The sequence below is a fragment of the Acetobacter fallax genome (assembly GCF_011516735.1).
Taxonomy (GTDB): domain Bacteria; phylum Pseudomonadota; class Alphaproteobacteria; order Acetobacterales; family Acetobacteraceae; genus Acetobacter; species Acetobacter fallax.
Genome location: NZ_WOSX01000003.1, coordinates 98,020 through 122,693, shown reverse-complemented (window position 1 = coordinate 122,693; position 24,674 = coordinate 98,020). Strand labels below are relative to the sequence as shown.

27 protein-coding genes and 1 tRNA gene are annotated in these 24,674 nt (G+C 59.7%); 13 read left to right on the top strand and 15 right to left on the bottom strand.

Annotated elements, in window-relative coordinates:
• Nucleotides 1–70: 70 nt before the first annotated feature.
• On the top strand, nucleotides 71–1,255 hold the full coding sequence (locus GOB85_RS03395) for an ATP-grasp domain-containing protein (protein WP_173576207.1): 1,185 nt from the start codon (nucleotides 71–73) through the stop codon (nucleotides 1,253–1,255).
• Here GOB85_RS03395 and GOB85_RS03390 read toward each other — a convergent pair.
• Nucleotides 1,173–2,093, bottom strand: coding sequence for a rhamnan synthesis F family protein (locus GOB85_RS03390; RefSeq protein WP_173576206.1), 921 nt, complete (start codon nucleotides 2,091–2,093; stop codon nucleotides 1,173–1,175). The two genes, GOB85_RS03395 and GOB85_RS03390, sit on opposite strands and share 83 nt — an antisense overlap.
• 245 nt (nucleotides 2,094–2,338) lie before the next feature.
• Here GOB85_RS03390 and GOB85_RS03385 point away from each other — a divergent pair, with 245 nt between their 5' ends.
• A complete protein-coding gene (locus tag GOB85_RS03385) occupies nucleotides 2,339–2,608 on the top strand; it encodes an HU family DNA-binding protein (protein ID WP_173576205.1) in 270 nt (89 codons plus the stop codon).
• Between the two features lie 47 nt (nucleotides 2,609–2,655).
• Here the strand turns inward: GOB85_RS03385 and GOB85_RS03380 are convergent.
• The 5 genes from GOB85_RS03380 to GOB85_RS03360 all read right to left on the bottom strand — a co-directional run bounded on the left by GOB85_RS03380 (nucleotide 2,656) and on the right by GOB85_RS03360 (nucleotide 5,387).
• Nucleotides 2,656–2,730: transfer RNA gene (locus GOB85_RS03380), tRNA-Gln, on the bottom strand.
• Between the two features lie 70 nt (nucleotides 2,731–2,800).
• A complete protein-coding gene (locus tag GOB85_RS03375; protein ID WP_173576204.1) occupies nucleotides 2,801–3,445 on the bottom strand; it encodes a TetR/AcrR family transcriptional regulator in 645 nt (214 codons plus the stop codon).
• A gap of 52 nt (nucleotides 3,446–3,497) precedes the next feature.
• Nucleotides 3,498–4,328 (bottom strand): pyrroline-5-carboxylate reductase, encoded by an 831-nt coding sequence (gene proC / locus GOB85_RS03370; RefSeq protein ID WP_173576203.1) that lies wholly within the window; start codon nucleotides 4,326–4,328, stop codon nucleotides 3,498–3,500.
• The gene (locus GOB85_RS03365) at nucleotides 4,328–4,831 is read right to left on the bottom strand and encodes a type III secretion system chaperone family protein (protein WP_173576202.1); all 504 of its coding nucleotides are present in this window, start codon (nucleotides 4,829–4,831) and stop codon (nucleotides 4,328–4,330) included. Before GOB85_RS03365 ends, proC begins: the two co-directional genes overlap by 1 nt.
• Nucleotides 4,832–5,021: 190 nt before the next feature.
• Entirely contained in the window at nucleotides 5,022–5,387 is a 366-nt protein-coding gene (locus GOB85_RS03360; RefSeq protein ID WP_173576201.1) for an accessory factor UbiK family protein, read from the bottom strand.
• A gap of 219 nt (nucleotides 5,388–5,606) precedes the next feature.
• Between GOB85_RS03360 and rfaD the strand changes: the two genes are divergently transcribed.
• The 6 genes from rfaD (at nucleotide 5,607) to GOB85_RS03330 (ending at nucleotide 12,015) form a co-directional block, all read left to right on the top strand.
• Nucleotides 5,607–6,587, top strand: a complete 981-nt coding sequence (gene rfaD, locus GOB85_RS03355) for an ADP-glyceromanno-heptose 6-epimerase (protein ID WP_173576200.1) — start codon at nucleotides 5,607–5,609, stop codon at nucleotides 6,585–6,587.
• 284 nt (nucleotides 6,588–6,871) lie between these two features.
• Nucleotides 6,872–7,723, top strand: coding sequence for a prolipoprotein diacylglyceryl transferase (lgt, locus tag GOB85_RS03350; RefSeq protein ID WP_173576199.1), 852 nt, complete (start codon nucleotides 6,872–6,874; stop codon nucleotides 7,721–7,723).
• Between the two features lie 8 nt (nucleotides 7,724–7,731).
• Nucleotides 7,732–8,823 (top strand): class I SAM-dependent methyltransferase, encoded by a 1,092-nt coding sequence (locus GOB85_RS03345; RefSeq protein ID WP_242011256.1) that lies wholly within the window; start codon nucleotides 7,732–7,734, stop codon nucleotides 8,821–8,823.
• Nucleotides 8,823–9,629, top strand: a complete 807-nt coding sequence (gene pgeF, locus GOB85_RS03340) for a peptidoglycan editing factor PgeF (protein ID WP_173576198.1) — start codon at nucleotides 8,823–8,825, stop codon at nucleotides 9,627–9,629. Before GOB85_RS03345 ends, pgeF begins: the two co-directional genes overlap by 1 nt.
• Nucleotides 9,626–10,588 (top strand): hypothetical protein, encoded by a 963-nt coding sequence (locus tag GOB85_RS03335; RefSeq protein ID WP_173576197.1) that lies wholly within the window; start codon nucleotides 9,626–9,628, stop codon nucleotides 10,586–10,588. The genes pgeF and GOB85_RS03335 overlap by 4 nt, the downstream gene beginning before the upstream one ends.
• 392 nt (nucleotides 10,589–10,980) lie before the next feature.
• On the top strand, nucleotides 10,981–12,015 hold the full coding sequence (locus GOB85_RS03330) for an ABC transporter substrate-binding protein (RefSeq protein ID WP_242011255.1): 1,035 nt from the start codon (nucleotides 10,981–10,983) through the stop codon (nucleotides 12,013–12,015).
• A gap of 66 nt (nucleotides 12,016–12,081) precedes the next feature.
• Here the strand turns inward: GOB85_RS03330 and GOB85_RS03325 are convergent, their stop codons facing one another.
• From GOB85_RS03325 to GOB85_RS03305, 5 genes are all read right to left on the bottom strand, one after another.
• Nucleotides 12,082–12,603: a hypothetical protein gene (locus GOB85_RS03325; RefSeq protein ID WP_173576196.1), complete on the bottom strand. Its 522-nt coding sequence runs from the start codon at nucleotides 12,601–12,603 to the stop codon at nucleotides 12,082–12,084.
• On the bottom strand, nucleotides 12,588–13,256 hold the full coding sequence (locus GOB85_RS03320) for a hypothetical protein (RefSeq protein ID WP_173576195.1): 669 nt from the start codon (nucleotides 13,254–13,256) through the stop codon (nucleotides 12,588–12,590). The genes GOB85_RS03325 and GOB85_RS03320 overlap by 16 nt, the downstream gene beginning before the upstream one ends.
• Before the next feature lie 297 nt (nucleotides 13,257–13,553).
• Complete coding sequence (locus GOB85_RS03315) at nucleotides 13,554–14,126, bottom strand: cob(I)yrinic acid a,c-diamide adenosyltransferase (protein ID WP_173576194.1); 573 nt, start codon at nucleotides 14,124–14,126, stop codon at nucleotides 13,554–13,556.
• Nucleotides 14,127–14,415: 289 nt separating this feature from the next.
• Entirely contained in the window at nucleotides 14,416–14,976 is a 561-nt protein-coding gene (locus GOB85_RS03310) for a DUF4142 domain-containing protein (RefSeq protein WP_173576193.1), read from the bottom strand.
• Nucleotides 14,977–15,416: 440 nt separating this feature from the next.
• The gene (locus GOB85_RS03305; RefSeq protein ID WP_173576192.1) at nucleotides 15,417–15,998 is read right to left on the bottom strand and encodes a DUF4142 domain-containing protein; all 582 of its coding nucleotides are present in this window, start codon (nucleotides 15,996–15,998) and stop codon (nucleotides 15,417–15,419) included.
• 216 nt (nucleotides 15,999–16,214) lie between these two features.
• On the opposite strand from GOB85_RS03305, the gene GOB85_RS03300 reads away from it, so the two are divergent.
• The 4 genes from GOB85_RS03300 to GOB85_RS03285 all read left to right on the top strand — a co-directional run bounded on the left by GOB85_RS03300 (nucleotide 16,215) and on the right by GOB85_RS03285 (nucleotide 19,939).
• A complete protein-coding gene (locus GOB85_RS03300; RefSeq protein WP_242011254.1) occupies nucleotides 16,215–16,595 on the top strand; it encodes a DUF423 domain-containing protein in 381 nt (126 codons plus the stop codon).
• The gene (locus GOB85_RS03295; protein ID WP_173576191.1) at nucleotides 16,588–17,511 is read left to right on the top strand and encodes an SAM-dependent methyltransferase; all 924 of its coding nucleotides are present in this window, start codon (nucleotides 16,588–16,590) and stop codon (nucleotides 17,509–17,511) included. The genes GOB85_RS03300 and GOB85_RS03295 overlap by 8 nt, the downstream gene beginning before the upstream one ends.
• A gap of 87 nt (nucleotides 17,512–17,598) precedes the next feature.
• The gene (locus GOB85_RS03290; protein ID WP_242011253.1) at nucleotides 17,599–18,156 is read left to right on the top strand and encodes a thioredoxin family protein; all 558 of its coding nucleotides are present in this window, start codon (nucleotides 17,599–17,601) and stop codon (nucleotides 18,154–18,156) included.
• A 511-nt stretch (nucleotides 18,157–18,667) separates the two neighbouring features.
• Nucleotides 18,668–19,939 carry an MFS transporter gene (locus GOB85_RS03285; protein WP_173576190.1) on the top strand — a complete coding sequence of 424 codons (1,272 nt, stop codon included), beginning with the start codon at nucleotides 18,668–18,670 and terminating at the stop codon, nucleotides 19,937–19,939.
• A gap of 110 nt (nucleotides 19,940–20,049) precedes the next feature.
• On the opposite strand, the gene GOB85_RS03280 is transcribed toward GOB85_RS03285, so the two are convergent.
• Nucleotides 20,050–20,658 carry a superoxide dismutase gene (locus GOB85_RS03280; protein WP_173576189.1) on the bottom strand — a complete coding sequence of 203 codons (609 nt, stop codon included), beginning with the start codon at nucleotides 20,656–20,658 and terminating at the stop codon, nucleotides 20,050–20,052.
• Nucleotides 20,659–20,793: 135 nt separating this feature from the next.
• On the opposite strand from GOB85_RS03280, the gene GOB85_RS03275 reads away from it, so the two are divergent.
• Nucleotides 20,794–21,639, top strand: a complete 846-nt coding sequence (locus GOB85_RS03275; protein WP_338421638.1) for a squalene/phytoene synthase family protein — start codon at nucleotides 20,794–20,796, stop codon at nucleotides 21,637–21,639.
• A 128-nt stretch (nucleotides 21,640–21,767) separates the two neighbouring features.
• On the opposite strand, the gene GOB85_RS03270 is transcribed toward GOB85_RS03275, so the two are convergent.
• Genes GOB85_RS03270 through GOB85_RS03260 form a run of 3 tightly spaced genes read right to left on the bottom strand, consistent with a single transcriptional unit; the run spans nucleotide 21,768 to nucleotide 24,666 of the window.
• Nucleotides 21,768–22,946 (bottom strand): BMP family ABC transporter substrate-binding protein, encoded by a 1,179-nt coding sequence (locus tag GOB85_RS03270; RefSeq protein ID WP_173576188.1) that lies wholly within the window; start codon nucleotides 22,944–22,946, stop codon nucleotides 21,768–21,770.
• A complete protein-coding gene (locus GOB85_RS03265) occupies nucleotides 22,946–23,704 on the bottom strand; it encodes an alpha/beta fold hydrolase (protein ID WP_173576187.1) in 759 nt (252 codons plus the stop codon). Before GOB85_RS03265 ends, GOB85_RS03270 begins: the two co-directional genes overlap by 1 nt.
• Entirely contained in the window at nucleotides 23,701–24,666 is a 966-nt protein-coding gene (locus GOB85_RS03260) for an isopenicillin N synthase family dioxygenase (RefSeq protein ID WP_173576186.1), read from the bottom strand. The genes GOB85_RS03265 and GOB85_RS03260 overlap by 4 nt, the downstream gene beginning before the upstream one ends.
• Nucleotides 24,667–24,674: the final 8 nt, after the last annotated feature.

Genomic DNA, 24,674 nt, shown 5'->3' with positions numbered 1-24,674 from the left:
GAATATTGGCAAAGCTCTGTTCCGGTATCTGTTTACGCAGGGTTAGAATTTCGTCGAATAAACTCGGTACATGCTTGATTTTACCGATATTGCCGAAAATCCGCTTCTTGTGCGTCTGATACTCGAACGCCGGTTGCAGGAAGCGGGTAGTCCTGCCGAGCAGGCTGTGCAGCATTATCTGTTGTGGGAAGTCTGCCAGGTTTGCGGTGATGAGCCTGCGGCGTTGCGCCATCTGGATGCTGCCATGGTTCTGGACCCGGTTCAGCGTTCGGCAAAAGGAACGTCGGAGCGGTTGCGGCGGCTGGTTGTTCTGAATGCGCCCGGGTCGTTTCAGGCGAATGCACCGGTTGCGATGCTTTTTGATGATCACACGGAGATTGATACGGTCTGGGTCTCAGGCCATGCGTCTGCCCGGGATATGCTGGTCAGGACAGTCAGGGAGTTGTGTCCTGATGTCGTGTTCATCGCGATTGCTGAAGATGAGCGCCAGAAGGTGGCTATCGCGCAGGCAGAGGATGTTGCGGCGGCGAGCGGTGTGCCGGTGCTCAACGGTGGTGGCTGTATTAGCCGTGTTGCCCGTTCGGGCGCGCCAAAGCTTCTGGCGGGTATCCCAGGCGTTCTGACTCCGGCCTGTGTGGTTGCGCGAGAGCCGTTTGCGGACATTCCGTCCTTTCCGGTGCTGATCCGGCCTGTTACGTCGCATGCGGGACTGGGATTGCGCCGTATTTCGGACCGGGCAGAGCTTGAGGGCTATGTGAAAGCAGCAGGTGCGGATGGCACATATTATGTAACCCGGTTTGTGGATTACGTCAGTGATGACGGTTTGTACAGAAAGTATCGGATCGTCTTTGTTGATGGGGTTGCGTATCCTGTCCATCTTGCGATTCATGATGACTGGGCCATCTGGTATTATAATGCGAAGATGGAGGATTATCCGGAACGACGCGCTGAAGAAGCGCGGTTCATGCAGGATATGGCGGGTTATTTTCCTGAATCTGTGGGGCTGGCGTTATCTGGCGTGGCCAGAGCTGTGGGGCTTGATTATTTTGGACTCGATTTCGGTATTCTGGCCGATGGCACTCTGGTTGTATTTGAAATAGAGACGGGCATGATTGTGCATGACCGTGATCCGGCAGATATTTTTCCTTATAAGTCAGCCTGCATTAAGAGAATCAGAAAAGCTTTTGAGGTGATGGCTGACCGTCGGGTTGCTGCAGCACGCCGGACGGAAGCGCTCTCTTCTTCCTGCCTGTGAACTGGTCGATGAGATTATAAAGGAGCCGGCCTTTCAGATTGGATGGAGTGGTTTTTATCCGGGGCGGATTGGTTCTGAGGTAATCATCGATCCATTCCGGTTTGAAACCGGAGGATGGTCTTACGAGCTGCTTCCAGTCTGACGTTGTTTTCAGGTGGAATGGATTGTCTCTGAGAAGTTCAGTTTTGATAAAAGGGACTGTTCCTGTTCCGGCGAGCTGACGCCAGTGAGAATGCATGGGATTGGTTGCCAGGAATGCGCCGGTTCTGGCTTTTCTGTCGCTCCAGAGGGCCTTGGTGGCGAGTCCACCGGCGCGGCAGGCGATGGCCAGGCCGAGCTCCGCGTGCCAGATCAGTTCTTCGCGCGTCATATCAGTAAAGTTCTGGTGGAGAGTTCGCTGGACCGGTGGGGTGGAAATACTGTTGTGTTCGAAACAGACAAACCAGGATTGCAGGTGTGGCGTGATGGCGCGGGTTTGTACCATGCCCCAGACATCCGCGCCTGAGGACTGCATTCTCCGGAAAATTGGTTTCAGGGGTGTCAGGGGGCCAAAGACGCTGTCATTGGCGAGAAGAACACGGCTGGCGGTGCCGATGCAGCCGTTCAGAAGAAGATGTTGCCACGAAGCGAAATCATGCCCGATATTAGGGCGTGGCCAGAGAATAATACCAATGTCATGACAAAGCTGTTCTGTTTCGTCGCTGATCTGTTCCGCACCCGAGAGAGCAACATGCACGCTGAAGCCACAGGAGGTCAGTTCGGACAAATAATAAACGGTATGAGGAGGGAGGCGGCCGTCCGGGGTATAGGCGGCAAAGAGGCAGACCTGTTCAGGCATGAATTTATCGCACCACTTTCTGAGGGGAAGTCTGTGGGTTGTTGCGGGAAAGAAGCGTGTCCGTTTTACCTCATGTTGAGATTTTTTCGCATATATTCATCAGAAGCGAGTTTGCAGAGTAACTTTTTTCTGGTTTCATTTAGTATGTCACGTTAAAAGCCGCGCGATTGGTCAAGTCGCTTTAGACTGTATGAAGGTTTGGGGTGGCTGGTCCCGATGTGTCTTAAGAAAGAATGGGTGGGTTTATGAGTAAAGCTTTTATTGCCGCGGTAATTCAGGATTCGATCAACTGCACAGGTGTCGCTGCGAACAAGGCTGCGGCTGACCTTATGGATGCAATCGTTAAGGAAATGAAGAAAGAAGGTGGCTTCACCCTGCCGTCTTTCGGCACATTCACCGTCAAGAAGACGAAGGCTCGCAAGGCTTTGAATCCGCGGACAGGTGATCCGGTCAAGGTAAAAGCTGGCAAGACAGTTCGTTTCAAGGCGAGTCCGAACCTGAAGAAAGCTGTCTGAGGCGATTTTTCTGAAGCTGGCGGCAGGAACTTTTGTTCCTGCTGTGCTGGCTGGGGTGGGAGGGATCGAACCTCCGCATGGCGGAATCAAAATCCGCTGCCTTACCGCTTGGCTACACCCCAAAATGCAGTCGCCTGCGTCGCTGTGACTTTGTAGTGCGACCCGAACGATGCGTAAAGATGCGTCGTTTGTTTACTCCACAAAACTTGTATCGAGCCCATCGTTTTCTGGCAGGTTGTCTGTAACAGGCTCTTCTGTGGGAAGGGCGGGCGGATTTGCTGCGGGGAAGAGACCCATACGCTCTGCCCGGTCGAGGCCCTGCTCCAGGGCGGCCATGGTGGTCCCCAGATCCTCGCTGTCGTCTTTCTCCCAGGCGCGCAGCGTATGCGTCCACAGTGCGGTGACGCCCTGTATGCGGAGGGCGCCCTGGAGGCCGCTGGTTTCGATCCCTGCGGCACCGGCAATCCAGCTCATGCTATCCATTGTGGCGACACCAAGCACGATGGCGAGAGCGGGATCGAAGGGTAGCCCGCGGAGCACGGCGAGGACGCCTTCGCGATATTGCTGGAAGACATCGAAGCGCCGCATCAGCAGATCGAAGAGGGCTTCGCGCGGCGTTGAGAGGCTGCCATCATCGACAAGCGCGGAGCGGTCGGCGAGGCGACCGAGCAGTAGCAGAACTGAAGTTTTGAACGGATAACGCGTGCGTACTTCGCCGATATCAAGCCCCGCGTTGCGCGCTATCTCTGGCATGGAGATATGTCTCCATCCTTTGCTGGCTGCAAGCGACATTGCTGAAGCGAGCAGGGTTGTATCAAACTGGTCGTCGTCTTCCATTTGCAATGGGCTCATGGTCTGGAGAGTGGGGACCGGACTGGCGGCGAAAAAATCAGGCGGCAAGTTCACGTGCGCGGCGGGCGGCAGCGGCTACGGCCTCCGGGATTGATGAAGGCCAGTTGTCCGGCGCGTTGAGAATACTGATGGCTTCGGCGGTCGTGCCTCCCGGGCTGGTTACGTTCCGGCGCAGTTGTGCGGCATCTTCGGGCATCTGATCAAGAAGTTCTCCGGCGCCGGTGATGGTCTTCCGGGCCAGAAGACGTGCGATATCCTGCGGAAGACCTTGCTCGATGGCGGCTTGCTCAAGGAACTCGGCGAGCAGGAAAACATAGGCCGGCCCACTGCCGGAGATGGCAGTGAGGGCATTGATCTGGTCTTCTTCGTCCAGCCATACTGTCGCGCCGACAGCGCCGAGAAGGGTGTCACACAGTGCTTTCTGCTCAGCGCTGACGCCGGTACCGGCGAACAGGCCGGTCATACCGCGACCGACTGCCGAAGGCGTGTTGGGCATTGTCCGGACGATGGCCGGGGATAATCCGGCTGGTGAATCAGCGAAAGTGCTTGCCAGGGACTGCGTGGTGCAGCCGGCCATCACGGAGATGATAACCGGGCTGTTGGCGAGAAGATCAGGGCGCTTTGCTGTAAGTTCCGCGATCGTCCCGATCGCTTTCTGCGGCTTTACGGCCAAAACGATGGCGTCCGGCGAGAATTTGTTCGGGATGTCATCAATCGACCGGGCGAGGGAGTGTGGTGTGGCCACGGTTTCCCTGTGCCGGTCGATGATGACGGACGGCGCGAGGCCGTTTTTCTCCCAGGCCCGGAAAAGGGCTCCCCCCATCTGGCCGCATCCGATCAGAAGAAGGGGAGGCAGGTGAGACACCATCAGGCCTCGCCGACGCAGTCGAGCATGGCGGCGTCGATGGCTTCCTGCGGGGCCTTACCGCCCCAGAGGACGAACTGGAAGGCTGGATAGAAGCGTTCGCACTCACTGATGGCGATGTCGATCATGTCTTCAAGGCTCTCCATGGAAGCGCCAGGGGCGCCGCGCAGGAGAATTGCGTGGCGGAACATGGGCATGCCGCATTCCAGATCGATCGAGAAATGTCCGATCCAGAGGCGTTCATTGGCCAGAGCGATAAGTTCGAAGAGGGCTTTACGTTGCTGTTCGGGAACCTTGAGGTCGAAAGCGCAGGTGAAATGCATGGCGGAAAGTTCGGCCGACCAGGAGAAAAACAGGCCGTAATCGCACCATTTACCGGGGGCTTCTGCTGCCATCTCCGCGGAATTGCGGCGTTCGAACGCCCATTCGTAGCTGCAGACGATCTGTTCCATCAGATCGAGCGGGTTGGAGTGGGGAGTGGAGGTGGTCATCGTCAGAGCAGGCATACTGGCCTCCCAAGCCATAAAACCGGTCCGCTGCTGCGGGCGGATGGTTTTGTCTGCGAATCAGGTGAAGGGACGGGCTGTCCGACTCGTCACACCGTTGAGCCTATGAACCCTCGCCGCGACCGGCAAGGAGCCGTGGCAGTCTTTTTCGAAACACGCTCCCGTCAGGCCGCGTTGTCTGGTGTGCCGGTCAGTTCGGGTTTGCGTCGTTGTCGCCGCTCCAGCCACTGGGCTGATCGGAATAACCGGAACCGACAGCGTTGCCGGGTGCAGTATGCGTGTCCGGAGTGTGCACTGATCGTTTTTCAAGCTCATCCATGCGTTTTTCGAGAGCGGCGATGCGCTGGTCTGCGTCTTCGCCGGCCATGCGGGCGTTTGCGGCCAGCTCCCGGACGACTTCGAATTCTTCGCGGCGGACAACCTGAAGCTGACCGAGAACTTCATCGACACGGGAGCGCACGAGAGCGTTGATCTCTTCTCTCATCCCTGTGAGGGCGGAAATGGCTCCGCCGGCGACACCGGCGAGATCGTCAAAGAGACGCGGTCGGTCTGTCATCCCGGTCCTCCTGGGTCTCATGAACCGCAAATGCGGCGGCTCTTCTCTTCACCATGACTTATAAGCATTGAGGGCAGATTAATCCAATCCGTGCTGGTCCTCTTTAGCTGCGTTTCTCGCTGATGCGGCATTTCTGTCTGATATGGTCCGGTGTGCGATGGTTTTCCGGTGCGGTTCCTGTCTGGTATCGTGCGGCATCCTGACTATAAGGCTCGTCTCATGATTATTGTTACCGGCGGGGCCGGCTTCATCGGTTCGTGTCTTGTGGCCGCTCTGAGTGTGCGCGGGCTGGACGTGGTTATCGTCGACTGGCTGGGCGACAATGGGAAATGGCTGAATCTCCGTCACCACCCGCCTGTGCGGATTGTCAGTCCGGACAAACTGGACGCGCTGCTCGACGGCGCATCGGATGTTGAGGCCGTGTTTCATATGGGGGCGGTCAGTTCGACCACGGCGCGGGATGGCGATCTGGTCTGGGCGACGAATGTGGTGTTGTCGGAGGCGTTATGGGACTGGTGCGCGCGGCAGGGTGTGCGGTTCATTTATGCGTCTTCCGCGGCGACTTATGGCGCGGCTGACCGGCCGGAGCTGTTTTCAGACGATCCGAAGCGGCTGAAGTCGCTGAAACCGCTGAATTTGTATGGCTGGTCAAAACATGTGTTCGATCTGCATGTACAGGCGCGGCTGGAGCGCGGAGGTGCGCGACCGCCGCAATGGGCAGGGTTGAAATTTTTCAATGTTTATGGCCCGAATGAGTATCATAAGGGCAACATGCTTTCGGTCGTGAAGGTCAAATACGACGAAGTGAAGGCGGGTGCTCCTGCGCGGCTGTTTCGTTCCGACAGGCCGGAGGTCGCCGACGGTGAGCAGGCGCGTGATTTCATCTGGGTTGGCGATGTGGTGAAGGTGCTGCTCTGGTTCTTTGACACGCCTCAGGTGGACGGGTTGTTCAACTGCGGGACAGGGGCTGCGCGGAGCTATCGTCATCTGGCGCAGGCGGTGTGCAAGGCGGCTGGTGTGCCGGAGCGGATTGAGTTTATCGACATGCCTGAGAGTCTGCGCGGGCAGTATCAGTCCTTTACGCGGGCAGATATGTCGCGGCTGCGGACGGCCGGATATCGGGAGCCGTTTGTGACTCTCGAAGATGGCATCGGGCTTTATGTCCGGGATTATCTGAGTAAAAGCGATCCTTATCTCTGAGGTGGACCCGCATTAAGGCTGACACGCAGGGAGACCGGACGGAAGCCCGAAGCTCCGCCTCTCCTCCGCCAAAGGTCACGGATTTTGGAATCCGGTTTGTTTGCCTGCCGGTCAGGGTGAAGGGAGTTACGCTCCCTCCCGGTCCAGGACAGCCTGGGGTTCTTCCTGGCGGTCAGCCTTTGTGCCGGCCGGTATGAGAGGTCTTCTTTCGGTGATTTGCCCGGTGTGCCGTCGGGACCATGTTTTTTCTGAATTTACAGTCTGGTTTTCAGGATACGTCATTTATGCTGCCTGTTCTCATTTTTCCGCAGTTCGACCCCGTGCTGATCCATCTGGGGCCGCTCGCGATCCGCTGGTATGCGCTGGCTTATATCGCCGGGATCATTCTTGGCGCGCAGCTTCTCAAGCGGATTGTGATGTGGGCTCCACGCGCGGCGACGGTGCGGCAGGCAGATGATTTTCTGACCTGGGTGACACTGGGCGTCGTGCTCGGTGGGCGGCTTGGTTATGTACTGTTCTATCAGCCGTCGTTTTTTCTGACGCATCCACTGGCTATTCCGCAGGTGTGGAAAGGCGGGATGTCGTTCCATGGCGGCGCGACCGGTGTGATTATTGCGCTGTTTCTGTTCGCACGGCGTTATGGACTTAGTTTTCTGGCGTTTTCTGACCGGGTGACAGTGTGTGTGCCGATCGGGTTATGCTTCGGGCGGATTGCGAATTTTATCAATGGTGAGTTGTGGGGGCGGGCGGTCAGTCCTGACCTGCCCTGGGCGATGATTTTTCCGGATTCGGACGGTGTGCCACGTCATCCTTCGGAAATTTATGAGGCGCTGATGGAAGGGCTGCTGCTGTTTCTCGTGTTGCTGTTTGCAGCACGGCAGGAAAATCTGCGGGCACGTCCAGGGTTTCTGGCGGGGTTGTTTCTGGCCGGGTATGGCTGCGCGCGGATTTTTTGTGAATTCTTTCGGGAGCCAGATGCGTTTCTGGGATATTTTTCATTTGGTGTGACGATGGGGCAGGTTCTGAGTATTCCGATGATTCTGGCTGGTGTCGGGCTGATGGTGCATGCGTTCCGATCGCCGGAATATGCCGGCGTGCCGGATGATGGAACCGTGTCACCCGGAGAGGCACCCTGACTGGCAGGATGCCTGCATCGGCGGAAGCGTCCATGCCGCAACGCGGGGCGCCTGAGCGGCTGGACGCGTTCATGGCGCGGGCGAATGCGGCTTATTACGCCGGGCGCGATCCGTTCGCAGATTTTGTGACTGCGCCTGAGATTTCACAGATTTTTGGTGAACTGCTCGGGGCCTGGTGTGCTGTGGTCGGGCAGGGAATACTCGCGGGATGTACGGGTGGCGCCGGATTGATGCTCGTCGAGGCGGGACCGGGACGCGGGACGCTGATGGTGGACATGGTGCGGGTGCTCGTCCGGGTGGCGCCACATCTTTTCGCCACTCTGTCTGTGCATCTTATTGAGACTTCGCCGCGTCTGCGGGCAGCACAGAAAGCGGCACTGAGTCAATCCGGCGTTTCAGTAACCTGGCATGACGGGCTGGAAAGTGTGCCACGTGGACCAATGATTTTGGTGGCCAATGAGTTTCTCGATGCTTTGCCGATCCGACAGTTTGTCGGTGAGGAGACGGAGTGGCGGGAACGGTTTGTACAGGACGGGGTGTTTGCGCTGTCGGATCGTGTTGAGCCGTCGGAACTTGCCGGGCGGGTGGCGGAGCCTGGTGAGGTTGTGGAGATTTGTCCGGTGGCGTGTGCGTTTGTGCGCGAGGTGGCGGCGCGGCTGTGTGCTGAGCCGGGAGTGGCGTTATTTATTGATTACGGGACGGCCGTGACGGCTTCGGGAGAGACATTGCAGGCATTGCGGGATGGTCGGCCTGTGTCGCCGCTGGTGGAAGCGGGGACGGCGGATCTGACGGCGCATGTCGACTTTGAAGCGATCGCGCATGTGGCGATGGATGCCGGGGCTCTGTGTTTCGGGCCGGTGGAACAGGGCGAGCTTCTGGTGACGCTCGGGGCTGTGGAGCGGGCGCGGGCACTTTGTGCAGCAGTGCCGGATCAGGCTAACACGGTGCGGACGGCGCTTGACCGGCTGATTGCGCCGGAGCGGATGGGGCGCCTGTTCAAGGCTCTGGCGGTGATGTCGCCGGCGGGTATCGCGCCGGGCCTTGTGGCGCCGCCGGGGTTTCCGGACGGGGTGCCCTATGGACAAAAGGAGACGAGGTGATGACGGCAGGCGGTCCTGATCGGGATGCGGTGGTGCGGGCTGCGGATCTTTCTTTTGTGCGGCATGGATTTTTCACACGGCTGGGTGGGGTCTCGGAAGGGCCTTATGCCAGCCTGAACTGTTCGATGCGGTCCGGGGATGATCCGACTGCTCTGGCTGAGAACCGGCGGCGCGTGGCGGTGACGTTCGGGCTGGAGACGGATCGTCTGCTCGGCGTGACGCAGGTGCACGGGCCGGACGTTGTGACGGTGACGGAACCGTGGAAGCCGGGCGAAGGTTCCCCGGCCGATGCGATGGTGACGACGCGGGAAGATGTGGCACTTGGGGTGATCACAGCGGATTGCGGGCCGGTGCTGTTTGCTTCGCGGGACGGGCGGGTTGTCGGGGCGGCGCATGCTGGCTGGCGTGGTGCTGTTGGTGGTGTGCTTGAGGCGACGCTGACTGCCATGGAGGCTCTGGGTGCCACGCCCGATGATGTTGTGGTGGTTGTCGGGCCGTGTATTGCGCGGGCGAGTTATGAGGTTGGCAGTGATATGCGGGCTGCGGCGCTGGCGGCTGACCCTGAGGCCGGGGCCTGGTTCTCTTCCGGTGTGCGGGAACAACATTTTCAGTTCGATCTGGCGGGATATTGCGTGGGGCGGTTGCTTCGTGCCGGTGCTGGCCGGGCGGTTTCTGTCGGTCTTGACACATTGGCTGATGAACAGCGCTTTTTCAGTTACCGGCGCCGGACCCTTGCGGGAGGTGGGCGGATCGGCCACCAGATTTCGGTGATTGCGGCGGGATATGGAGCGGAACTTCGTTTATGAGGTGGTCACTGACTTCTTTTATTTCGGTTTCTTCTCTTTTGTTGTTGTCCGGCTGCCTGGATGTGCCGCATCCGTTCCGTGATCCGGGCAGGGAAGCGAGGACACTGGCGGGTAATCCTCCGCCGTCTCGGCTGGATGTTCCTGTTCCTGATGAGAAAGCGCTGGGAGCGGGTGGTTCGGCATTGTGGGCGAGTGACATTGTTGAGGCGCTGCTTCAGCAGTCTGTTCCGGCGATTAAGCAGCCTGTGCGCCCTGGCGACTGGTGGCTGAAACTGCACACGGAGCGTCGCGGGGATCTGATTGTTCCGCTTTATACCGTGATGACGCCGAAGGGGGCGGTGCGGGCGACGCAGGAAGGGCCGGGTATTCTGGTTGCGGCGTGGAACGCGCTGAATGCGGACGGACTGCGTGAGGCCTCGGCCTATGGTGCCGGGCAGGTTGTGAATGTTCTGAATGGTATTCAGGCCGAGCAGATGGAAGAGGATCCGCATAGTCTGAAGCATCGGGGTGCGCGGATCTGGTTTCGGGGTGTGACGGGAGCGCCGGGAGATGGGAATACGTCTCTGGCACAGGCTTTTGTGGTGTCGTTTCATGAGATGAAGGACACGATTCAGACGTCGCAGCAGGATTCGGATTTCGCCGTTACAGGTGTTGTGAAGCTGAAAGCCGGGCCGGCGGGATCGCGGAACAATCCGCAGCAGAATATCGAGATCAACTGGCGCGTGACGGACAAGGCGGACAAGGAAGTCGGCATTGCGACGCAGTTGCACGACATTCCGGCACATTCGCTTGACGGGATGTGGGGTGATGTGGCGATTGCGGCCTCGCAGGAGGCTGCGGGTGCGGTTGAGGAAATGATCACGCGCTACACTATTCGCGATGTGAAACCGTTGCCGGACGCGAAGGGTGTGCCTGCTTCCGGCGCAGTAAAGGCGGGGGCGACAGGTGGACGGGGATAACGCTCATGGGGGTGTCAGAAGATTTATTCTGGCATCGTGTGGTTTCTGAATAAAGCAGCCTCAGAGAGGCTGCGCCCTTTTGTGGGTTTCAGGGTAGAGCACTGAGAGCTCTTTTGGAAAATCGTAATCTGACGCCAAATCAGCCTCACTGAGCGCGCGCATAGCATCAGAAAATAGCGGATTTCCGCCATTCCCGGCATTTTCCAAAAAGGCTCTGAGGCTGAAGCGGGCATCCGGCTTTACTGTCCTGATCCTGTGCCGTGTTGATTCAGCAACAGGTGGAAATTTCGTGTTGTCATGCCTTGCAATTCTTTGTGTCACATTATCTATAGCCGAAGGAATATAGATAATGTGAGTGTGATGTGAGGGACTGGTTCAGTCGGCAGATGCTTTTGAGTCGTCGTTTGTTTTGCATTTCCGGTCTGGTGACCTGTGTGGTCGGATCGGGTCTGGCGCGGGCGGATGAGACGGCTGATAAACGGATTGTGCGGGACATGACCGGTGCGTCGGTTGCGGTGCCTGCGCATCCGCAACGGATTGCTGATCTCTGGTTTGCGCATAACGAAGTTCTGGCGATGCTCGGTGCGGCTGACCGGATTGTGGTGACGGTTGACCGTCCGGCGAACCAGCCCTGGCTGTTTCGGCTGAATCCACAACTGTCGAAAGCGCGTGCTGTCATGCCGGGCACTGCCAGTGCGGAAGCATTACTGGCGGATAGTGTTGATCTTGTCTTTGTTTCGGCGGGGCTGACGCGGGCCGGTTCGCTCCGGGAAGCCGGGTTTCCTGTTCTGGACATGACATTTCAGGATGTGGGTGGCCTGCTCCGGTCCGTGGCGCTGACGGCAGATGTGCTGAACGATTCGGTCGCGCGGGATCGGGCTGCGTCGTATAAAGCCAGACTTGAGGCGGATCTGGAATATTTCCAGAAAAGTCTTTCATCAGTCAGTGAGGATAAGAAACCTCGTGTTCTGCATGTGATGAGCCTGTCTCCGCTTCTGGTGGATGGCGGCGAAACGATTATCGATCAGTGGATTCGTTATGCTGGCGGGCGGAATGCGGCGGGTAGTCTGCACGGCGTGAAAAGGCCGGTCACGATGGAGCAGATTCAGGTCTGGGATCCGGACGTGATCATTATTCAGGGTGGTGTGGCTGTCCCGAATCAGGGGAATGCACCGGCCGGATGGGATGCGTTGCGGGCTGTGCGGGAAGAGCGAGTGTTTGCGAATCCTGTTGGTGTATTCCCGTGGGATCGTTATGGCTCGGAGTTTTTATTGCAGTTGCGTTGGGCCGGGGCGCTGCTGCAGCCCGATCTCTTCGGCGGTTACGATCTGAAGGGCGGGATGAAGGTTTTTTACCAGACTTATTTCGGTCGCGATGTTTCTGATGATGAAATCGGTCGGATGCTGGCCGGGCAACCGCCAGGGTAGGGTGGTTACCGCTGGTTAAAACCGGATGGCATGGGGAAGCTGGCTCGGTTATCGTCTGAACCTGAATCACCTGCTTCCGGCTGCACCCTGATTCGTAGCGGCCCAGGCTGCATAGAGAATAAACGCCAGAGCGAGAAGCGCAGGAATAAGAAGTGCGGCGATGGGGACGCCGACCAGGATTGCCGCTACGATGAGCAGCGCCAGACTGGTCCACAGAAGCGGTGCCGGATGTCTGTCTGGCACGGCGATCAGCGACAGGAGAAATCCTGAGGCGACGAGTACTGTCGGAATATAGCAATGAAGCAGGGCGCGGTTGTGCCTGGCCTGATCAGAGGCGTGGCCAACGCTGGCGACAGCCGTACCGATAGACTCGCCGGTCGTCATCCAGACAGCGAGATCAAACAGCAGACGGAACGGCAGAAACAGTGCTTCCAACGTGCTTCTCAGCAGGCCGAGAAAGCCGACGATAAGATCCGGAACGAGCAGTGCGGCGATCGTGCAGGCGCAGGATAGCGCCATGACGACACGGGGGACGCCGGTGTGCCGGGAGAGGGGCTCTCTGTCGGGACGTATCAGTCTTTCCACCATTTGACGGGCTGTGGTTCGCCGGCTGATGTGCTTACGGCTCTTGCCGTGGTGTCTTCGCGGGTCTTTGTGCCTGGTGCTTTTACCTGCTGCCGCAGAGATTTTATTTCCTGCTGAACAGTCTGATTATTTGCACGTTCGGCGGCCAGTTCAGTGTTGCGGTCCGCCAGTTCCATATCACGGGTTGCCAGCGTTTGCTTCAGTTCGGTGAGAAGCATTTCCGCGTGACCGAGGCGTGTTTCCAGCGAACGCTGTGCGACTTCGAGGTCATGAGCGTGGCGTTCGGCATCGGCGCGGGCGCGTCTTTCGGCTTCCAGGGCTCTGTTGTTCTGCGGAACATTGGCTTCGATGGTGCCGGACTGTGCCGTGCGCTGCTGTGAGCGGGAAAAATTATGATGCTCAACGGGAATGTCACCGTCCCGCACGAAGCGGCGCTTGCGGACCTGATTTGTGTCCTGCGGGCTGCGGAGTGTGAGGCGTGAGGAGTCATCCGAGGTCCGACCGGACTGTACAGGACGGCTGACGGGCTTGCCTGCTTTATGGGAGCCCATGCGGTTCAGGGCACGAAGAGCAGCCTCTTCTGCGCCTGATTCCAGAAGGTCTTCCTGGGAGTCTGTGGCGAGGGGATGTTTTGTTTTCAGAAATCCGGTATTCACGACGATTCTTTCAAAAATATTACTCAACGTCCGCTTTTTACTGGAATGAAAGCACACTGGAACGGGACGTTATCCTGACTAACGCCAGCACATCGGCTGACAGAGTTTCCGGGCAGGACCTGGATTTCAGGGGCCGGTCAGCATCAGGATTTCGCGCTATCATTCGGATGGTGCCTTGTTCAATAGCACGGTGATCAGCGTAGTTCAAGAATGGTCATGAAAATAGACCACCGGAACGGGATTATATTGAGAGGAAACGAAAGACGCTTTTCCTGTCAAAGTGTTTCGTAATGTTGTTTACCGGAAAAATGGTTTCCCCGGCTCCCACACAATGTCCTCACGACCATTATCATTCAGATGACGACTGAGCACGAAGAAATAATCTGACAATCTGTTAAGTATTGGTGTCAGGGCAGGATTGATGGTGGTTTCTTCTGAAAGGGTGACAACGCTGCGTTCCGTGCGGCGAATGGTGGTGCGTGCAAGGTGAGCCCAGGCGGCGGGGAGACTGCCACCGGGAAGAACAAAGCTGGTCAGCGGTAGCTGGCTGGCCCGCAGGCGTTCCACTTCCTCTTCAATGACTGTTGTGAGGCTGATGTCGAGGCGCTTTGCGTGTTTGCTGCCTTCGGGCTGGCAGAGATCTCCGCCCATATCAAAGAGAAGGTTCTGAATACTGGCGAGGCGACTGGCGAGGTCTGCATCTGTGCCGGCGACGTGGGCTCGGAGGAGGCCGATGATGGCGTTGGCTTCATCGAGCATGCCGATGGCATCGACATGACGGGAGGCTTTACTGATGCGGCTGCCGTCCCCGAGCGATGTTTGTCCTTTGTCGCCGCCACGTGTCACGACACGGTCTATTCTGACAACCATTCCGGTGGTCTCCGTCTGATGAAAAAGCGGGAACAGGTTGCTGACCAGGTGCGGGCTGCTGCTGCCAGATGGCGATAATCTGTATGCGGACAGGCGGTCAACAGGTTCGGGCTACGTTTTGCCGGTGGGCTGGTCTGTCTCTGCTGGGGGAGGGAGGGGGGGGGATGATCCGGCCAGATCGCGGGATCTGACCGGGAAATCTTTATTTCATAGTATGTGCCAGGTGTTCAGCTGTTCTTATACTCCGGTGTAATCTGTTCCGGATGGTGTTTCCTGATGATGCACTGCTTTAGTGCTTATGGGTGTGCTTATAACCGTGATGGCCGGGCTTCTGCAGCGCTTCTGCCGCGGTCAGATGTTTCTGCACGGCTGTGCCGGTGTCTTCAGCGTAGGACTTCAGGTCAGTATCCGAGGTGGAGTCTTCGTCGGTCATGACCGTGAGGGCGGCTTTATGGCCCTGGATCATTTTGCCGATATAGGCATGATCGAACTTGCCGCCTTTCAGAGCCGTCATTGTGGTAATGGCTTTCTGGTCATCCGCATCCGGCTCGGTCGGCAGGGTTACGCCGTGGCTTGTGACGATGCCGGAGAGGCGTTCCTGCGCGGCGGTGTGATCGGTAACCAGTGTTTCCGCGTAGGATTTTACGTCGGCGCTTTTAGCATTGGTCGCAGCGACTTTGCCGAGTGCGACTTCGACGAGGTTAATCTCGGAAGCCTTCTGGATGAACGTGCTGTCTGTATCGCTCAGAGCGGCCGGTGGTGGCGGGGGCGGAGGGGGCGGTGTGGTGCCTGCACAGGCGGCGAGCGTAGCGAGCGCCGCAAGAGTGGCAATCTTATTGACTGTTTTCATGAACCATACTCCGGTTCCGGATTCTTCCGGTGGGAAACTCCTCGGCAGTAGCTGGGCGCTCGTTTGCCGGTTCCCGTAATGCGGTTAACACGGCGGTTATTCCCTGCACAATCGGGGTATTATCACTTTGAAGCGGGCTATTTGACGCGGAGTCGCGGCGTCTGTGTCGGGAACGGTTCGTTCGTCGTGATTATAATGACGATTTAACAGGCTGACGGGATGTGCGGCGCGGTTCTGGCGATGCATTCTCAGAGCGAGTTGCTGGCTGTAGTGAGTTTGTGTCGCGGCATCGTATAACATGACGAACTCTTATGATCGCCATTTTCATGGTGCCCGCAATGTGCCGTGCTGATGCGCGTTATCGGCGGCGCGTTGTGGTGTGACCGGGGATCAATCCGGTCACTGTTCCACATTCAGTGTCCTGCGTTGTCCTGGGGCAATCAGGATTTGCGTTTATGCCTGCGTGAGTGGGTGACGGCATGATGGCCCGGGTTCTCGAGAGCTTCTGCCGCCGTCAGGTGCTTCTGCACAGTCGCGCTGTTGTCTTCAGCATAAGACTTCAGGTCGATATCTGTGGAGGTGGACGCTTCTGAGGTCATTACCGGCAGAGCAGCCTTATGATTTGCGACCATCCTGCTGAGATAGGCCTGATCGAAGGCGCTGTTTTTCAGGGCGGCCATCGTAGTGATGATTTTCTGATCATCGGCGTTCGGGGCGGTTGCCAGAGTTACGCCGTGGGATGATGCGATGGCGGAGAGGCGGTTCTCGGCTGCCGTATGATCTGAAACCTGTGCTGCCGCATAGGATTTCACGCCGGCGTTTTCGGCACTGGTCGCGGCGGCTTTACCGAGGGCGACCTCGACGAGGTTAATTTCCGATGCATTCTGTACGAAGGTGGCGTCTGAGGTGCTGAGGGCTGATGGCGGTGGTGGCGCGGGCGGTGCGACCGGTCCGGTGATGGCCGAGCAGGCGCCAAGCATCGTGAGCGCTGCAAGAATGGTGATTTTACTGACTGTGTTCATGAATTTCGCTCCGCTTCCGGATTTTTCCGTCGGTGTAACATGACCCGGCAGAAATGTGGATGCGCGTTTGCCGGTTCCTGGCGATGCGGTTAACACGGCGATTGTTGCCTATACAAATTGCGTGGCTATGAGTCGGGGCACTATGTGGCCGGTCTTTGTGGCGTGTTTGCCGGTTCTGAAGAGCGTGGCGGATCGGTCTCCGGAGTTTGAGGTGTGATGGCAGACGGGATGGCACGGCTGTGGCGATGTGTTGCGGCCTTTATGGGTGCGACCGGTGTGGCGATGGGCGCGGTTGCCGCGCATCTTCCGGCTGAGCGGTTTGGGCTTCCGGACGGACGGACAATCGTGCAGAGCGCGGTTCAGATGCAGATGTGGCACACGCTGGCGCTTCTGGCGCTGGGGCTTGGGTGTTTGCGCCCGTCGCGCCTCACGGTGCTGGCCGGATGCGGGTTTGTACTGGGGATGCTTATTTTCTGTGGCGCGCTCTATGTCACGGCTTTTTGGGGACGCCACCTGGGTTCGGTTGCGCCCACGGGTGGATCGATTTTGATTCTGTCCTGGTGTTTGCTGGGGGTTTCGTTTCTTCGTCATGGCTGAAATGGGTATTGGCAGCGTTTATGTGGCCCCGCCGGGTTTTGAGGGTGTGTTGCAGGCGGAACTCGAGCGGCTGGGTTCGCCACCGGAGGAGTGGCTCGGACCTCTGGCGTTGTGCGGTGGGCCGCCGGTGAAAAGTGTGTGGGCGCTGGATGTCTGGACGGCGCCGGAGATTCACACCATTGCGTCGATTGGCGAGGCGGCAAAGCTGCTGAAGAGCCGGCAGCGGAACTGGTCGCTGGTGCCTGCAGGGCACTTCAGGCGGGCGTCTCTGATAGAGGAGCGTTTGCCGCCGGTGAAAGCCGCGCCACTGGTGTTTCCGCAGGTGGCCCCGACGAGTCCGCTGGGGGCCTGGACATTGCTGGCGCCGGACCGGATTCTGTTCTCGCAGACGAAGACCAGCCCGTTTCCGATGGGGGAGCCTCGTTTCGTGGAAGACCGGGAGGGACCGCCTTCGCGGGCTTATCTGAAGTTGTGGGAAGCGTGTACGCGGCTCGGTCAGTGGCCGGTTCCGGGGGAGACCTGTCTGGATCTGGGGGCGACGCCGGGCGGGTGGACGTGGGCGATTGCAAAGCTCGGGGCGTCTGTGACGGCAATAGACAGGGCACCGCTGGCACCGTCCGTGCAGGCGATGCCGGGAGTTTCATTCCGCCAGGGGAGTGCGTTCGGACTGGAGCCGCGCGATGAGGCTTCGGTGGACTGGCTGTTTTCGGATGTGATTGCCTATCCCGGGCGATTGCTGACACTGGCGAAGCGGTGGATTGAAGCGGAGCGTGCGAAGCGCATTGTGATGAGTGTGAAGTTTCAGGGGACGACTGATTTTGAGGTGATGGAAGCGTTTGCAGCCATTCCGGGCGGGTCGCTGGCGCATCTGTTTCATAACAAGCATGAGATGACGTTTTTCTGGGAAGCGCCCTGATCTGGGGGCGTTGAGGGCCGCCGGAGAGACTTCGGGGGCGCAGGATGTTGTGCTGGCCGGTGTGACGGCACACATTGGATGCAGAGAATGATTCGACCATTGGAGAAGACTGCCATGCGCTACCGCGTTGCCGTAATGTTTGCGCTTTCTTTGTCGCTGCCGGGAGTGTTGATGATGTCTGCTCCGAACGCGGCCTGTGCCCGTGCGATTACTGAAGTTCCGCAGATTGGGGAGGCATCGGTTACGCCGGTTGCTGCGCCGTATGACGCGCCGGAGAAAGCACCGGCGGCCGTGGCTGCTGCTTTTGAGAAAGCAAAGGCGGAAAAGAAATCAGTTCTGCTGGATTTCGGTGGGAACTGGTGCCCGGATTGCCGGATTCTGGCCGGGATTTTTGCCTTGCCGGCTGTGGATACCTGGCTGAAGCAGAATTTTGAGGTAGTGAGCGTGAATGTTTCACGCTTCAAAACCAATATGGACATTGCTCAGAAATACGGTGTGACGGTGACCTCGGTGCCGACGGTGCTGATTGTGACACCGGAGGGTAAGGCGCTGAATACGGACGGGTCGAAGGATCTGGGGAATGCGCGCCGGATGTCGTCTCAGGCAGTCGTAAATCTGATTGCGGGCTGGGCGGCCCGGGACTGAGCGTTTCCGGGCGCGGCTTCACAGATGCGGGGGCAGGCGGACAAAGAAGGCCGGATTCTGTCTGAATCCGGCAGGGGTTTTGCATCCCGTTTGATGGATCGGGATCTATGAACGCAGGTTTGTTTCATCACCGGAGGCCGTGACCCTTCCCGCGGGACAGGTATCTGACTCTCTGCCATCCCGGAACAAACCGGCTTCGATTTCAGGCGTTTATCGAACAATGCGGAATGTCGCGTGACAGGCGCTGAAGTTCGTTCCGCTGTATGGCTGATAGCCCTAATTTGGCGGGCTGGCGCATCCACGACGTCAGACCAGGGCTGGTCTGCACATTTTTCCGGACAGTGTTCTGGTTTCGGGCGCTGAGAAATGCGGCAGCCCTTCCGTGTCGTAACGCAAGGGGAGCAATGATGCCTGATATGAGTTGCCTGTTCCTGACAGGATGCCTGAGGGCCAGTGGCGACGGGTTGCGTCGTTGTCTCGCGGGTCAGGGCGTGCGTCTGATTCTGTGCCCATGAGTGCTGCGACAGAAGGGTCTCTTTCCGGAGGCAGGATTGCGAACCGAAATGGCGGCGAGGAGAGCGACGGTCGTGATACGATCGCCCTTGATGGCATCAGTTTTTTGCTGGCCGATGTACAGGACAATCTGGGTGCTTTTCTGACGTCGCTTCTCGCAGCTTATGGCTGGGTGGCGTCTGATATTGGCACGATGATTGCGGCGGGTGGCGCGGGTGCGGTGACGGCGCGTCTGGCTGGTGGCTGGGTGCTGGACCGGATTTCCTCCCGCAGGGCGCTGCTGGCGGCATGTTGCGTGGTGACGGCAGTCTCGATCACGGTTGCGGCCGTGTTTCCGGGGTTCTGGCAGATTGCGTGTGTGCATTTCCTGGCCGGAGGGGCGGGGGCGCTGTTTTCGCCATTACTGGCGGCCATCAGCCGTGCGACGGCGGGTGACGATGGCTATATGGTCCGGATGGGACGCAACGAGGCGTTCAACCACTCCGGAAACGCGGTGATTGCCTGTATTATGAGCATTGCTGGCGGGGTAATCGGGCCGATTGCGCCATTATGGGCGATCAGCGGTCTGGCGGCGGCCAGTCTGTTGCTGGTGGGGCTGATGACGTCGCGGGCGGATGCGCCGGATGCGAGGCACGAGCCTTCAGTACGGGGCGTGCCGGCGGGAGCGCAAGCGCATCATCCGCTTGCTGATCCGCGGCTGCTGATTTTTCTGGCCTGTTATCTGATGTTCAATGTGGCAAATGGCGCGACGGTCCCGCTGATGATCGAGCGTCAGGTTGCTTTTCATTTTGGCAGTTCGTCCTCCATGACTGCGCTGTGCATTATCGTTGCGCAGGCGACCATGGTGCCTGTGGCTTATGTGGTGGGACGGAGTGCGAAGCGCTGGTCTCGCCGGTTGCCGCTTCTTCTGGCTCTTGCTTTGCAGCCGTTGCGTGATCTTCTGATTATGTGGAGTGCCCGCTGGCCGGCGATGTGTGTTGCTGAAATTCTGGACGGCCTGTCCTCGGGCGTTATCCTGGTTTTGTTCTATGCGGTGCTGGCTGATCTCGCATCGGGTGGAGGACGATGCAATCTGCTGATCGGGACGGGGCTGGCGGTCGGAACGATCGGCGCGCTTTTATCGAATTTCTGCGGAGGGCTGCTGGCGGCCCGTTATGGTTTCAATACGGCGTTTCTGGCGCTGGCGGGGAGTGGTGTTCTGGCGTTTGGGTTGTTTCTGTTTGCGATGCCTGAGACACATGATGTGCCGGGGCGTGTGGTCCGCTCCTGACGGCTACTCAGTTCAGGCCGGATGTCTGTGGGTACGGCCTGTGGGGTTCATACAAAAAAGGCCCGGTTTCCTTTTGGGAAACCGGGCCTTTTTTCTGTTGTAAAGCGGCCTCAGGCGGCTTTCAGCTGGGCTTCGGCGAACTCGTAGTTGGCGAGTTTGTCGAGATAGTTGGTGATGTAGTCAGGGCGACGGTTGCGGAAGTCGAGGTAGTAGGAGTGCTCCCACACATCGAGGCCGAGCAGTGCCTTGCCCTGACCTTCGGCCAGCGGGTTGGAGCCGTTGGCAGTCTTGGTGACAGCGAGCTTGCCGGACGGTGCGAGGACGAGCCAGGCCCAGCCGGAACCAAACTGGGTGGTCGCTGCCTTTTTGAACTCTTCCTTGAATTTTTCGACGCTGCCGAGATCTTCCTTAATCTTCGTCTCAAGCGAGGTTGGGATCGCGCCGCCGGTCGGGGACAGGTTGTTCCAGAACAGAATGTGGTTCCAGTGCTGGCCCGCGTTGTTGAAGACGGGAGCCAGAGCTGCGTCGCCCTTCACTGCGAGAATGATCTCGTCGAGCGACTTGCCCTGCAGTTCCGGCTTCGCCTCGACGAAACCGTTAAGGGCCGTCACATAGGCCTGATGATGCTTGTCGTGATGAAGCTCCAGGGTCTCCTGGCACATGTTTTTGTTTGCAAGTGCATTATAGGAGAAGGGAAGGGCTGGCAGTTCGAAAGCCATGACGTGCTCCTTGGTTGGCGATCACGAAGAGAGGGCGGATAAGCGCCGCCCGCAAGAGCTATGTGCCGCTCCGTGGACCGTCAAGGGAAGAGACGGTGACGAGGGGAGGCAAAGCTGCATGAAGGAGTCAACGCGGTGAGCACGGAAGAGGATGCATTCGCGGTTGCACGGGAGGCGTGCGCGGAAATTGCACGTCTGCGTGACCCTGATCGTCATTTCTGCGCGATGTTTCTGCCGCCGAAGGTGCGGGCGTGTGCTTTTGTGCTGATCGCCTTCAATTACGAATTATCGCGAGCGACGGTGCTGCCGGTCTCCGGTTCGTTAACGGGGCCAATGGCCGGTCTGATCCGGCTGCAATGGTGGCGGGACGTGATTGCGGAGCCTGCGCGGGGCATTCAGGCGCGTCACGATGTTGCTGTGGCGGTGGCGGGGCTGCTCAGGCAGGAGCGAGTCGCGGCGGAGGCTCTGCTGTCACTGGTGGATGCACGGGAAACGGAGCTGTACCGGGTTCCCGATCAGGCTGCGTGGCGGCAGATGATGCTGGGCGGATCGGGTATGGTGCAGCGGATGGTGGCGGGGCTGCTCGGTGAGGCGGATGAGGCTGTGCTGGCTACGGTTGCGCGGTCGGGTGCCGCATTCGCAGTCGGGGCGTTGCTGCGTCATTTGCCCGGGGTGCTTCGGAGCGGCCGGATGCCGTTGCCGGTTGAGGTGCTGAGGGCGGTCGGGTTGGAATCGGATGCTGAGCCGGGAGATCTGTTTGGGCCGGGTCGGCTTGAGTCTGTCAGTTCCTGGCTGCGTCAGGAAGGACTGGCATTGTTGCCCGGGCGGCTGGAGAGCCAGTCGCGGACCTCACGTCTGGCGATGTTGCCCGGGGTGCTGGCTGCGCGGGATTTGCGCCGCGGGACGGCTGTAGCGGGAGAGGTCAGTCGCGGGATCGGGGACAGGCTGGCAGTGGCGATCGCCGGGTTGCGGAGGCGGTAGCGGTCTCGTTACCTGGAAAATGTCCAGGAGCGCGGTGGCGCGTTCGACGAACCGGATCAGCCTGGGGTGCGTGGCTATCGGGGATGGATGGACTGGTTCCGGGCGGGAGAAAGCCTTCGGTCTGACGGCTAGTCCAGCCCGAGGACGCCGTCGACGGGCCAGTTCCAATGGTAGAGGGTGAGATCGCTCATTGTTTCGCCGACGGCGACACGCTGGTTGCCGTGGCTGTCGTGGATCGGGCCGGCGAAGGGAGACCACCCGGTCAGGATGCGGGCGCGCACGGCGTCGGCCTGGCGGCGGACGTTTTCGGGCACGCGGGCGCCCCATGCGTCGCGGTCGGTGCCGGCACCGAGAGGGAGGAAGGCAGGGGTGGGGGTCCAGCGGCCTTCCAGGCGGGCGCGGACCTGTTCGACGTAATAGGGTCTGAAATCGTACACGATTGAGCTGAGATAGGCGTCCGGTCCGGCGGCGCGTTCGTCGTTATTGGACATGATGGCCCAGAGGCCCCGGGCCTGGGCGAGTCTCAGATAAGCGGGCTCGTCCATGATGCCGCTCAGGATGTCGCAGCCGCTGTCGGCGAGGGCTGTGGCAGCACCCAGCGCGCCCTGCGGATCGAACCAGGAGTTGATAGAGACGACGCGGACAGTGGCATCCGGTCTGACGGACCGGGCTCCGAGGAGGAGGGCGTTGGCACTGGCGTAGACGGAGGGCAGAGGGAAGGAGGCGATGTAGCCGATCTGGCCGGTTCGGGTGAGCAGCCCCGCGGCGACGCCGATGACGTAGCAGGCGTACCATTGTGAGACGTAGTACCAGCTCACGTTGCGGGAGATCAGATTGCTGTCGCATTGCACGAAAGCGACTTCGGGCGCCAGACGGGCGACATCCATGAGAAAGTCGCCATAATCGGCACTGGAGAGAACCATGTTCGCACCTTCGGCGACGAACTGACGGAAGATCCGTGTGGCGTCGGCTGAGTAGGGCACGCTTTCCACCCAGACTGTGCGCAGGCGGGGAAAGGCGGTGCGGACGCTGGCGACGGCTTCGTTGTGGATGGTGCTCCAGCCGCCGTCCGATACCGGGCCGACATGGGCGATGGCGAGGAGGGCGTCTTCCTCGCGGATGGCGGGGAGCAGGGGCGGCGTGGCCCATGGGGCAGCCAGCCGGGTGAGAGGCGGGTCGGGAGGCAGTCCGGCTTTCGAGGGCGTGGTGCCGGTGCAGACGGAAGCGGGAAGCAGGGAGGCAGCGAGACCCAGCAGGGTTCGCCGGGGGATGACGGGTCCGGGGGGCGACTGTGTCTGTCCGGGCATCAGGGTGTGTCGAGGAAGGGAAGAATCACATCGAGCAGGGTGTCGGGCGCGACGACATGAGGGGCGTGGCCGGTGTCCACGGACCGGACGGCAGTGCCAGGGACGAGTTCGCACATGAGGCGCTGCAGGGGGAGGGTGACGGAGCGGTCCTGTGTCGCCTGGACGTAAAGGCGCGGGACGCGGCCGTATCGCTCCGGGGTCAGACGGGCAGTGAGGGCGCGGCCCTGTTCACCCTGTGCTGTGAAGCGGCGGGCGGCGGGGACGGCGAGTGCAGGAGGGCAGTCCTGCAGGAAGAAGGCGATGGCGGCTTCCGGCGGCACGACGGAGATTTCACCCTTTACGGGCCAGTCGAGCCAGGGGGTGATGCCGGCGACTGTGGGATCCTGGGGGAGGATGCGGTCCACGACTTCGGCGAACCCCATTCCGGAGGGCAGCATCATTCCGGCGATGTAGATGATGCGGCGGACGCGATCAGGGTAGCGCTCCGCGAGGGCGGAGGCGACGACGCCGCCTCCGGAGTGGGCGATGAGGGTGAAGGGGCAGTCGAGGCTGGCGACGAGAGTATCCAGATGGTCGAGATAGGTGGCCATCGAGGCGGTACCGGGCGGCGCGCCGTCGGCGCCATTGCCGGGGAGGTCGACGGGGATGGGTTCGTACCGGTTTCCGCTGCGTTGTGACAGGGCGGCGAGGAAGCCGTCCCAGACCCATGAGCCCTGCCAGGCGCCGTGGATCAGGATCAGGGGTTCGGGCGCGCTCATTGGCCGTAGGTTCGCTGATACATTTCGCGGAGGTGGTCCTGGACTGTGACAGAGGGGTAACGGGGGGTTTCGCCGGGCGCCAGGCAACCCGGCAGGCATGAGATGACGTAATCGGGGTTGCCGCTGTGGAAGAACGGCACGGAGTAACGGTCCGTACCGGAGGTGTTCACCACGCGGTGCAGGGTGGAGCGGTAGCGGTCATTGGTCCAGCGGGCGATCATGTCACCGAGATTGACGATGAAACTGCCGAGAATGGGGGTGGCGTGGATCCAGGTATCGTCGGGACCACGGACCTGGAGACCACCGCTTGCGTCCTGGAGCAGAAGAGTGAGGCCGCCGAAATCCGTATGGGCTCCGCAGCCTTTTTCTCCCGGTTGCGGGTCGGAAGGCTGAGGCGGGTAATGCAGGAGGCGGAGCGTGGCCTGGGGATTCTGGCAGAAGCGAGTGAAGAAGGTTTCTTCCAGACCGAGGGAAAGGGCGATGCCGCGCATCAGTCTTTCGGCGAGGATATTCAGGGCGGCGAAGTAGGCCATCATGGTCGGGCGGAAGCCTGCGCTGTTCCGGGGCCACTGGTTGGGGCCCTGGTTGAAGCGAAGTTCTGCGGCGTTCGCGGGCTGTTCTTCGCCGATGTAGAAGCCTTCCTTGAGGTCCGGCGGGGTTCCGGCTTCGAGCGTCTGGTTGCGCAGAGGTTCGTAGCCCCGGTTGCAGGGCGAACGGGCCTTGTCGAGGGCGGCTTTGTCGGTGGGGGAGCGGGCGAAGAAGGCTTTGCTTTCGGCGAGGACAGCGTCGATCAGCGCCGGTGGGATGCCATGGTCCACGCAGTAGAAAAATCCTGTGCTGGCGCAGGCGGTGCGCAGGGCGTCGCCGACGGCCTGTCTTTGTACAGGGTCTGAGGAGCAGAGCCCTGCAACCGGGATGACCGGGAGGGAGTCCGGGCTGACCTGTCGCGCCTCAGGATGCATCTGTTTTT